Source organism: Salegentibacter sp. T436 (assembly GCF_001932675.1).
GTDB classification, from domain to species: domain Bacteria; phylum Bacteroidota; class Bacteroidia; order Flavobacteriales; family Flavobacteriaceae; genus Salegentibacter; species Salegentibacter agarivorans.
Map to the genome: position 1 here is coordinate 384926 of NZ_CP012872.1, position 13486 is coordinate 398411.

Below are 13486 nucleotides of genomic sequence, written 5' to 3' on the forward strand. Positions count from 1 at the left end.
ATCTTATTATTTCTTTCTACGTTCTACAATATATTTATTACTCGCTTTTGTTCTTGAACGGGTTTTGAAACCTTTAGCAGGTAAACCTTTTCTAGAACGTGGGTGACCACCGGAAGCTCTTCCTTCCCCACCACCCATTGGGTGATCTACAGGGTTCATAGCTACAGGTCTTGTTCTTGGTCTAATACCCAACCAACGTTTTCTACCAGCTTTACCAGAAACCTGAAGTTGGTGATCACTATTTGATACAGCTCCAATTGTAGCCATACAAGTAGACAACACTCTTCTAATTTCTCCTGAAGGTAGTTTTACGGTTGCGTATTTTCCTTCTCTTGCTAATAATTGAGCAAAAGCTCCAGCACTTCTTGCCATTACAGCACCCTGACCGGCTCTTAACTCTATACAAGAAACTACAGTACCAAGCGGAATACTAGATAACGGCATTGCATTTCCAATTTCTGGAGCAGCCGAATCTGTGCTTGATACAATATTTTGACCTACCTGTAACCCATTTTGAGCAATAACGTATCGTTTTTCACCATCCTGGTAATTCAACAACGCGATAAAGGCAGTTCTGTTTGGATCGTATTCTATACTCGCAACAGTAGCAGGAATTCCATGCTTGTCGCGCTTAAAGTCTACAATTCTGTAACGTCTTTTATGACCTCCACCTTTGTAGCGGATAGTCATTTTTCCCTGACTGTTTCTCCCACCTGATTTTTTTAACGGAGCTATTAAACTCTTCTCCGGCTTATCAGTAGTAATGGCGTCAAAACCATTAACTACTCTAAAACGCTGACCAGGGGTGATTGGTTTTAATTTTCTAACTGACATTTTTTAATCTTAAAGATTACTGTATAAATCAATAGTTTCACCTTCCGTCACCTGTACCAATGCTTTTTTGAAAGCTTTGGTTTTACCAGTGATCATACCAGATTTTGTATATCTGGTTTTGCGATCTGGACGAACATTTATAGTACGAACTTTTTCAACTGAAACTCCGTAAGCAGCTTCTACTGCATTCTTAATTTCAATCTTATTCGCCTTATTGTCTACCACAAAAGAAAAACGGTTATTCAACTCGCTATCTCCGGTGGCTTTTTCTGTAATAATTGGTTTTATCAAGATACTCATAAGGCTTATTTACTTAAATTCGACTCAATTCCTTCTAAAGAACCCTCAAGCAACACGATATTCTTAGCATTAAGAATTCCGTAAGTACTTAATTCTGAGGAATTTACAACCTCAAGTCCTTTTAAATTACGTGACGACAAATATACGTTTTTATTTGAGTCACCCAACACTATAAGCGATTTTTTGTCCTGAATACCAAGGGCTTTCAAAACATCTATCATACTTTTTGTCTTCGGCGCATCAAAAGAAAAGTCTTCAACTACAAAAATTGATTCTCCTTTTGCTTTTATTGATAAAGCCGATTTCCTTGCCAAACGTTTTAAATTTTTGTTCAATTTAAAACCGTAGTTTCTTGGTCTTGGTCCAAAAACACGTCCACCGCCTTTAAAAATTGGTGACTTAATGCTACCTGCACGTGCAGTACCGGTACCTTTTTGTTTTTTGATCTTACGGGTACTCCCAGCAATCTCAGCTCTTTCTTTAGCTTTGTGGGTTCCCTGGCGCTGATTAGCTAAATATTGTTTAACATCTAGATAAACTGCGTGATCGTTTGGCTCTATAGCGAAAACAGCGTCAGAAAGCTTTGCTTTTCTGCCTGTTTCTTTTCCTTTTACATCTAAAACTGCTACTTCCATTACTTGCTAATGATTACGTATGAGTTTTTGTGACCTGGCACACATCCTTTTACTACTAAAAGGTTTTTATCTGCCACCACTTTTAAAACTCTCAGGTTTTCTACTTTTACTCTCTCTCCACCCATTCTACCGGCCATTTTCATTCCTTTGAAAACCCGTGCAGGGTAAGACGCTGCACCAATAGAACCCGGAGCTCTTAATCGGTTATGCTGACCGTGAGTCGCCTGACCCACACCACCAAAGTTGTGTCTTTTTACAACACCCTGAAAGCCTTTACCTTTAGAAGTACCTGCAATATCTACAAATTCCCCCTCGTTAAAGTGCTCTACCGTGATAGCATCACCTAATTTATAATCTGCTTCATAGCCCTGGAATTCAACGACTTTACGTTTTGCAACGCTTCCTGCTTTTTTAGCGTGCCCTTCAGCAGCTTTATTTGCAGTCTTTTTGTCATCGAAACCAACTTGAAGTGCCTCATACCCGTCAACCTCTTTGGTTCTGACTTGGGTAACTACGCATGGACCTGCTTCTATTACGGTACACGGAATGTTTTTCCCGTTCTCGTCAAAAATACTGGTCATGCCTATTTTTTTTCCTATTAACCCAGACATAATTAATTATTGATTATTACTTATTTATTTAAAAAAATTCAGGGCAGAAAAATACTTTCGCCCTGAATGTATCTTTCTTCCGTTTTTCCCTCGCCAACTGCTCGGGACATGTAAACTTGAGTTTTACTCAAGAGATCCCGAAACAAGTTCGGGATGTATTCAACTAAGGTTTGCCGGAAAAACCGGAAAACCAAGTTTCATCACACCTTAATCTCTACTTCAACTCCACTAGGCAGCTCCAACTTCATTAACGCATCAATGGTTTTTGAAGAAGAACTGTAGATATCAAGAAGCCTTTTATAAGAGCTTAATTGAAATTGCTCTCTTGCTTTCTTGTTTACGTGAGGAGAACGTAAAACAGTAAAAAGTTTTTTGTGAGTAGGCAAAGGAATTGGTCCTGTTACCACCGCACCTGTAGTTTTTACAGTCTTCACGATCTTCTCTGCAGATTTATCTACCAGGTTATGATCGTAGGATTTTAGTTTTATTCTTATTTTCTGACTCATTTTCCTAATATTATTCGTTTGTACCCTTTGCCGCTTTAATAACTTCTTCTGAAATATTAGAAGGAGTTTCAGCATAGTGAGAAAATTCCATAGTTGAAGTTGCTCTACCAGAAGATAATGTTCTTAATGTTGTTACATATCCAAACATTTCAGCTAAAGGCACTTCTGCTTTAATAATCTTAGCACCAGACCTGTCTGACATGCTGCTTACCTGACCTCTTCTACGGTTCAAGTCACCAACAATATCACCCATGTTTTCTTCTGGAGTTACTACTTCTATTTTCATAATTGGCTCAAGAACTACAGCACCGGCTTTTTTAGCAGCGGCTTTGTAACCCATTTTTGCAGCCAATTCGAAAGAAAGTTGATCGGAATCTACAGGGTGGAAAGATCCATCCTTAAGGATCACTTTTAAAGTATCCATTTGGAAACCAGCCATTGGCCCGTTTTTCATAGCTTCTTTAAATCCTTTTTCTACCGAAGGAACAAATTCTTTAGGAATACGTCCACCTTTAATTTGGTCTACAAACTGAAGTCCTTTTCCTTCAAAGTCTTCGTCTACAGGTCCCATTTCAAAAACAATATCAGCAAATTTACCACGACCACCAGATTGCTTTTTATAAACCTCTCTATGCTCTGCAGTTTTAGTTACTGTTTCTTTATACTCAACCTGTGGCTGACCTTCGTTAACTTCAACTTTAAATTCTCTCTTTAAACGATCTACAAGAATTTCAATATGAAGCTCTCCCATTCCAGAGATAATAGTTTGTCCTGAAATTTCATCAGTTTTAACCTGGAAAGTTGGATCTTCTTCAGCTAGTTTAGCTAAAGCCATACCCATTTTATCAACATCGGCTTTCGTCTTAGGCTCTACCGCAATACCAATTACTGGCTCTGGGAAAGTCATAGATTCAAGAACGATTGGGTGTTTCTCATCAGTTAGCGTATCACCGGTTTTAATGTCTTTAAAACCAACAGCTGCACCAATATCACCAGCTTCAATTCTATTAATAGGCTCCTGCTTATTAGAGTGCATCTGGTAAATACGAGAAATACGCTCTTTTTTACCTGATCTATTGTTCAATACATAAGATCCTGCATCTAAAGCTCCCGAGTAAACACGGAAGAATGCCAAACGACCAACAAAAGGATCGGTAGCAATTTTAAATGCTAATGCAGAGAAAGGAGAGTCAACGTGTGGCTTTCTGCTTTCATCTTCATTAGTTTCAGGATTTGTTCCTACAATGGCTTCAACATCTACTGGAGAAGGCATATACCTCATTACTGCATCAAGCATTGCCTGAACACCTTTATTTTTAAAGGCAGAACCACACATCATAGGTATAATAGACATATCTATGGTTGCAGCTCTAAGCGCAGCAATAATTTCGTCTTCAGTAATTGAATCTTCATCTTCAAAGAACTTTTCCATTAATGCTTCATCATACTCAGCTACAGCTTCTACAAGCTCAGTTCGGTATTTATTCACATCATCCATAAGTTCTTCAGGAATATCTATAGTCTCATAGGTCATCCCGTGATCCTCATCATTCCAAATAATTGCTTTTTTGGAAATAAGATCAACAACTCCTTTAAAGTCTATTTCGTCACCGATTGGAACTTGTAATGGTACTGGGTTTCCACCTAGCATTTCTCTAACCTGCTTACACACATTAAAGAAGTCAGCTCCCTGACGGTCCATTTTATTTACAAATCCTAAACGTGGTACTTTATATTTATCAGCCTGTCTCCAAACGGTTTCAGATTGTGGCTCAACACCATCTACAGCACTGAACAATGCAACCACACCATCAAGAACACGTAAAGAACGCTCTACCTCTACGGTAAAATCAACGTGACCAGGAGTATCGATAATATTTACCGTAAATTCCTGATCTCTATACATCCACTTACAATGCGTAGCAGCAGAAGTAATTGTAATACCTCTTTCCTGCTCCTGTTCCATCCAGTCCATAGTAGCGGCACCATCATGCACCTCTCCTATTTTGTGGCTTATTCCTGTATAATAAAGGATACGCTCTGTTGTTGTAGTTTTACCTGCATCAATATGAGCTGCAATTCCAATATTTCTAGTAAATTTTAAATCTCTTTGTGCCATTTTATTTTAGAATCTAAAGTGAGAGAATGCTTTATTAGCTTCAGCCATTTTATGAGTATCAACTCTTTTCTTAACTGCAGCACCTTCTTCTTTAGCAGCAGCAAGAACTTCAGAAGCTAATTTCTGCGCCATAGTTTTCTCATTTCTCTTTCGCGCAAATGAAATTAACCATTTCATAGCGGTTGCTACTTTTCTATCTGGTCTTATTTGCATTGGGATTTGAAATGTTGCACCCCCAACTCGCCTACTTCTAACTTCAACGTGAGGCATAACATTAGAAAGAGCATCTTTCCAAATTTCCAAACCGGTTTTTTCTTCGTCTTGTTTCTTCTCTTCTATAATTGCGATAGAATCATAGAAAATTTTAAAGGCTACCGATTTCTTACCATCCCACATCATCATGTTCACAAAACGTGTAACAAGTTGATCGTTAAATTTTGGATCTGGTAAAAGCGGTCTTTTTTTGGCCTGTCTTCTTCTCATTTCTTTACATTAAAAGTTTTTAATTACTTCTTAGGGCGTTTTGCTCCGTATTTAGATCTACGCTGGCTTCTTCCTTCAACACCCGCAGTATCTAATGCACCGCGAACAATGTGATATCTAACACCTGGCAAATCTTTTACCCTTCCACCTCTAACCAATACTATCGAGTGCTCTTGTAGATTGTGACCCTCACCTGGAATATAAGCGTTAACTTCTTTTCCGTTTGTCAACCTCACCCTTGCTACTTTACGCATAGCTGAGTTTGGTTTCTTAGGTGTAGTAGTATACACACGTGTGCACACTCCTCTTCTTTGAGGACACGAATCTAAAGCAGCCGATTTACTCTTCTTGGTTATCTGGGCTCTTCCTTTTCGTACTAATTGTGAAATTGTTGGCATAATTTCTTTTACCTAATTATTAATAAATTTAATCCCCTGTTTTTTAGGGTTTGCAAATGTAGAAATAAAAACAAATTAATCAAACTATAATGAATTAATTTTCAGAAGGATAATCTGGAAGACAGAACACACCTTTTAACAACATATATATTAATAGGTATAGATCAATAAAAATAAGCTGATTAAAAAACAAGCTCATCTTACTCAAAAAGGAATATTTTGGACTTTAACTACATTTTAATAGCAAAATTCAATAATATTCTAACATTTTAACATTTCACCAATACCACTTTAACGCCTGACTCTAACCAATCTATATACAATTATTAACATTTATTTAAATAACTACCTGATATTTAAAATTAAAAGTTTGTTTTATTAACCATTTATTAGCACTTTTGGCCTTGGCTAATTCAAACAAATTTAAAAATGAGAACAAAGTTTAGTAGTATTCTAACACTATTATTAGTGTTAGCTGTGCAAATTACTTTTGCACAAGAACGAACGATTACCGGTACGGTAGTCGATGAAGACGGGCTACCCCTTCCAGGTGTAACCGTTTTAATCAAGGGAACCAATACAGGTACCCAAACCGATTTTGACGGAAATTATTCCATTCCTGCCACACAAGGAGATGTTTTGGTTTATTCTTTCGTTGGAATGGAAACCGCAGAATATACTGTAGCAAACAATGACACTATAGATGTGACATTAAGCACAGATTCTGCCCAATTAGATGAAGTTGTTGTTACCGCTTTAGGTATTCAACGTGAAAAGAAATCTCTTGGTTATGCAACTCAGGAGGTTCAAGGTGCTGAAGTTTCTGATGTACCAACCCAAAACTTTATGAACTCACTATCTGGTAAAGTAGCTGGACTTTCTATTAAAAGTTCTGGTACTATGGGGGGATCTACGAATATTGTAATTCGTGGTAATGCTTCATTAACAGGAAACAACCAGGCACTTTTTGTAATAGATGGTACTCCTATTAGTAATGACACTCCTAACACTGCCGATCAGCAAGCTGGACGTGGTGGTTATGATTATGGTAACGCTGCATCAGACATTAACCCTAACGACATTGAGTCTATCAACGTTTTAAAGGGTGCTGCTGCAACTGCACTTTACGGAGCAAGAGCTGCAAACGGAGCAATTATTATTGAAACTAAAAAAGGTTCTAAAAAACAAGGAATTGGTATCTCTATCAATTCCACTTTTATGACTACTTCAGTAGATGATAATACCCTTCCTGTTTACCAGGACCAATATGGTGCGGGATATGGCCCATTTTATGACACTCCATTTTTCAACACTTATGGAAATTTAGATCTTCCTGATGGTTTTGATCCTAATATTCCATTTACGCCATTTACTGAAGATGCTTCGTTTGGTGCTCCTTTTGATGGTCAATTAATTCACCAATGGAATTCCATTTACCCACAATTAAGCACTTATCAGCAAGCTACCCCATGGCAGGCAGCTCAAAATACTCCAAATGATATTTGGGAAAGAGGTTATACTGCTATAAACTCTGTAGCCTTAGATGGAGGAAGCGAAACCAGTACCTTTAGATTAGGTGTTACTAACCTAAACAACCAGGGAAATCTACCAAACAGTAGAATTAAAAGAAACACTATTAAATTTAGTGGAACACACGAATTTACTGATAAATTTAGCGCAGGTGCCAATATTACTTACACCAAAACAGACGGTAAAGGTAGATATGGTACAGGTTACGATTCAGAAAACCCAATGCAATCTTTTCGCCAGTGGAACCAGGCAAACGTAGATGTTTACGCACAAAGAGATGCTTACCTTGAAACAGGACAGAATATCACCTGGAACCCTAACAGTCCACTTAACAGAACTCCAATATATTCTGATAACCCATATTGGACACGTTACGAAAATTTCCAAACAGATACCCGTAACAGGTATTTTGGTAACTTTAACCTTAACTACGAAATCAACGATGTATTTAGTGTAGTTGGACGTTTTTCATTTGATACTTTTGATGAACTACAGGAAGAAAGAAGAAATGTAGGTAGTGTTGGTGTTTCTGGATACTCCCGTTACAATGGTAGAGCTGCAGAATATAACTATGACTTAATTTTAAATTTCAATACTGATATCATTGATGATTTAAACCTGGATGGTAATTTAGGTTGGAACCTAAGAAGAAATGATAACAGTTCTATTAGAGCTTCCACTAATGGTGGTCTTAACGCTCCAGACTTTTTTGCATTAAGCAATAGTGTGGATCCAATTAACCCACCAAATGAATATGATGCCACAAGAATGATTGATGGTATTTACGCAAGAGCGAGTTTAGGTTATTTAGACACTTATTATGTTGAAGGTACTATAAGAAGAGACCGATCTTCTACCCTTCCTGCAGACAATAATACTTTTTACTACCCATCTATCTCTACTAGCGTATTACTTTCTAATGTTGTAGAGGCAGACTGGTTAAGCTTTGCAAAAATAAGAGCAAATTATGCAGAAGTAGGTAATGATGCAGCCCCTTATAGTGTTCTAAATACGTATGTATTAAGTACACCATTTGCTGGAGCAGGTGTTGCTGGAAATCAAGCTACATTAAACAATGCCAACCTAAAACCGGAAAGAACTAAATCTTACGAAGTTGGACTTGAAGCTAATTTCTTAGATAGAAGAATAGGTTTTGATCTTTCTTACTACAACTCTCAAACTGAAGATCAAGTTACACCGGTACCGGTATCAATGGCATCTGGATTTACTTCTGTATTCTTTAATGCAGGGACAGTTGAGAATAAAGGTTTTGAAGCTTCTTTACGCTTAAACCCTATTAGGACTGAAGACTTTAACTGGAACATGAATATTAACTGGGCAAGAAACCGTAGTGAGGTATTAAACCTTGCACAGGGAATTGATAACCTTCAGTTAGCTGGATTACAAGGTGGAGTTTCTATTAACGCGACCCCAGGAGAGCCTTATGGTACCATAAGAGGTACAGACTATATCTATGATGACAGTGGCAATAAAGTTGTTGGATCTAATGGCTATTACTTAACAACTCCAAACTCTAACGAGATCATTGGTAATATTTTGCCAGAATGGACCGGAGGTGTACAAAACACTTTCCAATATAAAAACCTTAGCTTAGGCTTCCTTATTGATGTACAAAAAGGGGGAGATATTTTCTCTCTTGATACCTGGTATGGTCAAGCAACAGGTGTTTATGATCAATCAGTTGGAACCAATGATTTAGGTAATCCAATGAGAAATACATTAGCTAATGGTGGAGGTATTGTGCTACCAGGAGTTAATGAAAATGGAGAACCAAACAGTACAAGAGCAGACTTCTCTACTTATGCAAACCCTTATGGTTATGCAAGAGATGCGAATGCCGGTCACGTTTATGATGCTTCTTTCGTAAAACTTAGAGAGGCTAACCTAACTTATGCTTTTGGAGAAGAAATGATAGACAGATTGCCATTTACAAGAGCTTCTGTTTCATTAATTGGTAGAAACCTATGGATTATTCATAAGAACATTCCATATTCAGATCCAGAATCAGGACTTAGTGCCGGTAACGTTCAGGGATACCAATCTGGTGCATACCCTACATTTAGAGAAATAGGTGCAAGTCTTAAACTTAACTTTTAATAAATATTAAAATGAAAAAATATATATTAACATTTATTGCTCTAGCAACACTTTGGTCTTGCCAAACTGATGAGCAATATGAAGATCTCAACAAAGATCCAAAAAATCCGACGGATGTAGCCGCAGATTTCTTGTTCACTAGTGCTACAAAAGATTTAAGCAGACAAATGGCAAGTCCTAATGTGAACCTTAACATCTTCAGATTTGTAGCGCAGTATTGGACCTCTACGACTTACTTAGATGAACCTAACTACGATTTAACTAATCGTGGAATTCCACAAAATCACTGGAATAGATTATATAGATGGGTAATTTTCAACCTGGAAGATGCTAAAGCAAAAGTACAGGAAGATGAAACGCTTAGTGAAGGTGAAAGAACAGCCAGAATTGCACAAATTGAAGTATTAGAAGTATACACCTGGCAAGTATTGGTAGACACCTTTGGTGATATTCCTTATTCAGAAGCTTTAGGAGGAGCAGATAACATTTCTCCCGCTTATGATGATGCAGCAACTATTTACGAAGATCTAATTTCAAGAATAGGTGCCGCCAGTGGAAATTTAAGTGCCGGCCAGGGATTTGCTGGTGCGGATATACTTTACGGAGGAGATATGGCTAAATGGGAAAAGTTTGCAAATTCTGTGCAATTAAGGTTAGCTATGCAAATTTCAGATGTAAATCCTTCGCTTGCGAAAACTACAGCAGAGGATGCTTATACTGATGGAGTTTTTGCTAGCAATGCAGATAATGCCACTTTAGAATTCCAATCAGCCCCACCAAACACTAACCCCCTTTGGGAAGATTTAGTTCAGAGTGGCCGTTCAGATTATGTTTCAGCTAATACTGCAGTTGATATTCTTAATGAATTAGAAGATCCTAGACGCTCGGCTTACCTTGATGATAATTTATCAAGCGGTGAATACATAGGTGGTACTTATGGTGGAAGTAATTCGTTTCAGAATTATACTCACGTAGGTGATGCGTTTAGAGAACCTACTCATCCTGGAATTTTAATGGATTATGCAGAGGTTAGATTCCTTCTTGCAGATGCTGCTCAAAATGATTTTTCTGTTGGGGGTACTGCTGAAGAGCACTACGAAGCTGCAATAACTGCTTCTATGGAATACTGGGATATTCCTGAAGGAGAAATTGAAGATTACCTTGCAAGTGGTGATGTAGCCTACGATGGTTCTGAGGAACAATTTGCAACTCAGTTCTGGTTAGCGATGTATGATAATCCTTTCCAGGGATGGAATGTATGGAGAAGATTTGATGCTCCTTCATTCAACCTTCCAGAGGATACTGGAAATGAAGTGCCATTGCGCTATACTTATCCAGTTAACGAGCAAAACCTAAACAACGCAAACTGGAGCGCTGCTTCAGATGCTATTGGTGGAGATGATCAACAAACTCCTTTATTCTGGGATGAAGAGTAATTGGTAATTTTGAACAATAACTTTAAAAAATATAAAATGAAAAACATTTTGAAATATATAAGCTTCTGCCTAATTGCAGTAGTTGGTTTATCGTCTTGTGAACCAGATGATAACGGATATAGAGAAGATCCAAGGGATGTAGGTGGTTATGCCTACCTACAAACCCGAAGCCTTACAATTTTTGATTATGATCAGGATTTAAGTATTGAATTGTTTACCGACGAAGGTGTTACCGTAGAATCAGTAGAAATAATTGAGGATGGAAGTACGTTGACTACCGCCGATATTTCTGGAGACATGGCAACTTTCAATGCTGCTGATCTTGGATCATTTGCCGTAGACTCTACTTATTCAGTAAGGGTTCGTGCCAGTCTTTCCAATGGTAACGTATCTGATGATCCTGCCACCATCAGTGTAGTAGAAGCCGTAGCTCTTGGAGGTGATAATCCAGAAGCAGCTCCAATCAATAAGTTGGATGATGTTGAATTAGAATATAGTGTTAGCACTACTTCTGCACCTATAGATGAAGTAAATCTTTGGGTGAAAAACGGAGAAGATGCTGAATATATGATAATTGAAGATCTTGATCTTGACACTGCCGAAGGATCTGTAAGCATGAGTGATTTTGATTACAGTGGTCTTAATCTTGAAGTTGGAGATGTTATTTTCTACCAATTTGCAGCTACACGCGGTGATTTAACCGAAGGTGCTGAAGGTGAAATCACAGTTCTTGAAGAAGAAGACGATTCTGAAGACGAGGATTAATTTCCCATTCTTTTAATATTGACTACTAAGCCACCCAGATTGGGTGGCTTTTTTTATGCTTTAACTTTATTTAAATTTCCTAACAAAGCATACCTTTGCCCTATGGAAGAAACTACACGTATTTTTGGAATTAGGGCTGTTATAGAAGCTATTCAGGGAGGAAAAAGCATTGATAAGGTATATATTCAAAAAGGCCTCTCAGGACCTTTATTTCAAGAATTGAATCACCTTCTTCAAAAGGGCAGCTATAATATTTCATTTGTTCCAGAAGAAAAACTTTATAAGCTTTCCAAAGGAAATCACCAGGGTGTGGTAGCGACTATCTCCCCAATTAAATTTGGGAACCTCGAAGAAACAATTGAAAAAATTCTTGCAGAAAAAACCACTCCCCTTTTTCTATTGCTAGACCAAATTACCGATGTCCGTAATTTTGGGGCAATTATTAGAACCGCAGAATGCACAGGAGTTGATGCTATAATTATTCCTGAAAAAGGAGGTGCGCCTTTAAATGCCGATACCGTTAAAACTTCAGCTGGTGGGGTATTCAACCTTCCTATTGTAAAAGTAAATCACATTAAAGATGCTGTTTTTTATTTACAATCTTCAGGTGTGCAATTGGTAGCTGCTACCGAAAAAACAGAAGACACAATTTACGATGTAGATTTTAAGCAGGCCTCAGGAATTATTATGGGAAATGAAGCTAAAGGAGTTTCAAATTCTATATTAAAAAGCGTAGATAAAAAGGCAAAACTGCCAATGTTTGGCAAAATAGAATCATTGAATGTATCGGTTGCCTGTGGTGTATTTTTGTATGAAGCGATAAGACAAAGACAAACTCCTTAGTTATTCAAAAAGGTTTTCCCTTACTCTTTCCTGGATTCGGATTTCTTATAAAAATAGCGATAAGTAATTTTATCTCTATCATCATTTTCATTTGCAATATATTGCTCCCCTTTCGGAACCTGTCCCGAATTTACTTCGGGAGGTTGGTAAGCCTCTTCCTCTTCCTTCGTTTCAAAGCGCCGTTCAATGAAATTCCCATTTTCATCAAAATGCTGCATAAATAGATCTTCCTTCTCGCTGTATTCAGGTTTTTCCCATTCGTATTTAGGACTTTTAATAGTATTCTTCCGATAAAAAACCGATAACACAAAACCCGAGATTAATCCCGATAAATGACCTTCCCAGGAAATTTCAGGATTTATAGGAGTAACATACCATAGCATTCCGCCATAAAGAAAAACTACGATTAGAGAAAGAGCAACTAACCTATAGTATTTAGAAAAAATACCTTTAAAAAATAAAAAAGCGGCAAGCATATATATTATTCCACTCGCGCCAATATGGTTCGCAGGCCGTCCAATGCTCCAGGTAAGAATTCCGGTAAGCAGCAAACCAATAATTAAAACCGGCCAGCTTATTTTTCTGTAGAAATAGAAAAGTGACATGGAAAGCACAAAAAGCGGGATGGTATTATTGAAAAGGTGCTTTATATCGCCATGGATAAATGGTGAGAATAAAATTCCACGTAAACCTTTAACTTCTCCCGGCCGTACACCAAAACTGTTAAAACTAATTCCGAAGCGAATCTCAAACCAGAAAACTATCCATATAAGCAGCACAAACAGGATGGGATATCCCAAAACACCGGTAGTAAAAACAAAAGGACTGGACTGTTTCAAAAGAATTAGTTTCTTTTAATATTACAAAAAAGAATCCATTTGTTAATAGATGACAAAGTGTTATTCAAT

At 37.6% G+C, this 13486-nt stretch carries 13 protein-coding genes; 4 read left to right on the plus strand and 9 right to left on the minus strand.

All coding sequences use genetic code 11. From position 1 onward, the window contains the following. Window positions 1-6: 6 nt before the first annotated feature. The 8 genes from rplB to rpsL all read right to left on the minus strand — a co-directional run bounded on the left by rplB (window position 7) and on the right by rpsL (window position 5886). Complete coding sequence (gene rplB / locus AO058_RS01770; RefSeq protein WP_075324951.1) at window positions 7-834, minus strand: 50S ribosomal protein L2; 828 nt, start codon at window positions 832-834, stop codon at window positions 7-9. Window positions 835-843: 9 nt separating this feature from the next. Beyond that, window positions 844-1134, minus strand: a complete 291-nt coding sequence (gene rplW, locus AO058_RS01775; RefSeq protein ID WP_075324952.1) for a 50S ribosomal protein L23 — start codon at window positions 1132-1134, stop codon at window positions 844-846. A gap of 5 nt (window positions 1135-1139) precedes the next feature. Further along, window positions 1140-1769, minus strand: a complete 630-nt coding sequence (gene rplD / locus AO058_RS01780; protein ID WP_075324953.1) for a 50S ribosomal protein L4 — start codon at window positions 1767-1769, stop codon at window positions 1140-1142. Further along, complete coding sequence (gene rplC, locus AO058_RS01785; protein WP_075324954.1) at window positions 1769-2380, minus strand: 50S ribosomal protein L3; 612 nt, start codon at window positions 2378-2380, stop codon at window positions 1769-1771. Before rplC ends, rplD begins: the two co-directional genes overlap by 1 nt. 200 nt (window positions 2381-2580) lie before the next feature. Then, on the minus strand, window positions 2581-2886 hold the full coding sequence (rpsJ, locus tag AO058_RS01790; RefSeq protein ID WP_037319211.1) for a 30S ribosomal protein S10: 306 nt from the start codon (window positions 2884-2886) through the stop codon (window positions 2581-2583). 10 nt (window positions 2887-2896) lie between these two features. Then, a complete protein-coding gene (gene fusA, locus AO058_RS01795) occupies window positions 2897-5005 on the minus strand; it encodes an elongation factor G (RefSeq protein WP_075324955.1) in 2109 nt (702 codons plus the stop codon). A gap of 6 nt (window positions 5006-5011) precedes the next feature. After that, on the minus strand, window positions 5012-5488 hold the full coding sequence (rpsG, locus tag AO058_RS01800) for a 30S ribosomal protein S7 (RefSeq protein ID WP_070053719.1): 477 nt from the start codon (window positions 5486-5488) through the stop codon (window positions 5012-5014). Between the two features lie 23 nt (window positions 5489-5511). Further along, entirely contained in the window at window positions 5512-5886 is a 375-nt protein-coding gene (gene rpsL, locus AO058_RS01805; protein ID WP_037319203.1) for a 30S ribosomal protein S12, read from the minus strand. A gap of 429 nt (window positions 5887-6315) precedes the next feature. Here rpsL and AO058_RS01810 point away from each other — a divergent pair, with 429 nt between their 5' ends. From AO058_RS01810 to rlmB, 4 genes are all read left to right on the plus strand, one after another. Beyond that, window positions 6316-9534: a SusC/RagA family TonB-linked outer membrane protein gene (locus AO058_RS01810; protein WP_075324956.1), complete on the plus strand. Its 3219-nt coding sequence runs from the start codon at window positions 6316-6318 to the stop codon at window positions 9532-9534. Between the two features lie 11 nt (window positions 9535-9545). Then, entirely contained in the window at window positions 9546-10970 is a 1425-nt protein-coding gene (locus AO058_RS01815) for a SusD/RagB family nutrient-binding outer membrane lipoprotein (RefSeq protein WP_075324957.1), read from the plus strand. Between the two features lie 36 nt (window positions 10971-11006). Next, window positions 11007-11735: a hypothetical protein gene (locus tag AO058_RS01820; RefSeq protein WP_075324958.1), complete on the plus strand. Its 729-nt coding sequence runs from the start codon at window positions 11007-11009 to the stop codon at window positions 11733-11735. Between the two features lie 102 nt (window positions 11736-11837). Beyond that, window positions 11838-12578, plus strand: a complete 741-nt coding sequence (gene rlmB, locus AO058_RS01825; RefSeq protein WP_075327854.1) for a 23S rRNA (guanosine(2251)-2'-O)-methyltransferase RlmB — start codon at window positions 11838-11840, stop codon at window positions 12576-12578. Window positions 12579-12598: 20 nt separating this feature from the next. On the opposite strand, the gene AO058_RS01830 is transcribed toward rlmB, so the two are convergent. Further along, complete coding sequence (locus tag AO058_RS01830) at window positions 12599-13417, minus strand: rhomboid family intramembrane serine protease (RefSeq protein ID WP_075324959.1); 819 nt, start codon at window positions 13415-13417, stop codon at window positions 12599-12601. Window positions 13418-13486 lie beyond the last annotated feature (69 nt).

Coding starts and splice junctions, on each gene's coding strand:
- rplB (WP_075324951.1), bottom strand. CDS start 834: ATGTCAGTTAGAAAATTAAAACCAATCACCCCTGGTCAGCGTTTTAGA.
- AO058_RS01815 (WP_075324957.1), top strand. CDS start 9,546: ATGAAAAAATATATATTAACATTTATTGCTCTAGCAACACTTTGGTCT.
- AO058_RS01820 (WP_075324958.1), top strand. CDS start 11,007: ATGAAAAACATTTTGAAATATATAAGCTTCTGCCTAATTGCAGTAGTT.
- fusA (WP_075324955.1), bottom strand. CDS start 5,005: ATGGCACAAAGAGATTTAAAATTTACTAGAAATATTGGAATTGCAGCT.
- rpsJ (WP_037319211.1), bottom strand. CDS start 2,886: ATGAGTCAGAAAATAAGAATAAAACTAAAATCCTACGATCATAACCTG.
- rplD (WP_075324953.1), bottom strand. CDS start 1,769: ATGGAAGTAGCAGTTTTAGATGTAAAAGGAAAAGAAACAGGCAGAAAA.
- rpsG (WP_070053719.1), bottom strand. CDS start 5,488: ATGAGAAGAAGACAGGCCAAAAAAAGACCGCTTTTACCAGATCCAAAA.
- AO058_RS01810 (WP_075324956.1), top strand. CDS start 6,316: ATGAGAACAAAGTTTAGTAGTATTCTAACACTATTATTAGTGTTAGCT.
- rpsL (WP_037319203.1), bottom strand. CDS start 5,886: ATGCCAACAATTTCACAATTAGTACGAAAAGGAAGAGCCCAGATAACC.
- rplW (WP_075324952.1), bottom strand. CDS start 1,134: ATGAGTATCTTGATAAAACCAATTATTACAGAAAAAGCCACCGGAGAT.
- rplC (WP_075324954.1), bottom strand. CDS start 2,380: ATGTCTGGGTTAATAGGAAAAAAAATAGGCATGACCAGTATTTTTGAC.
- rlmB (WP_075327854.1), top strand. CDS start 11,838: ATGGAAGAAACTACACGTATTTTTGGAATTAGGGCTGTTATAGAAGCT.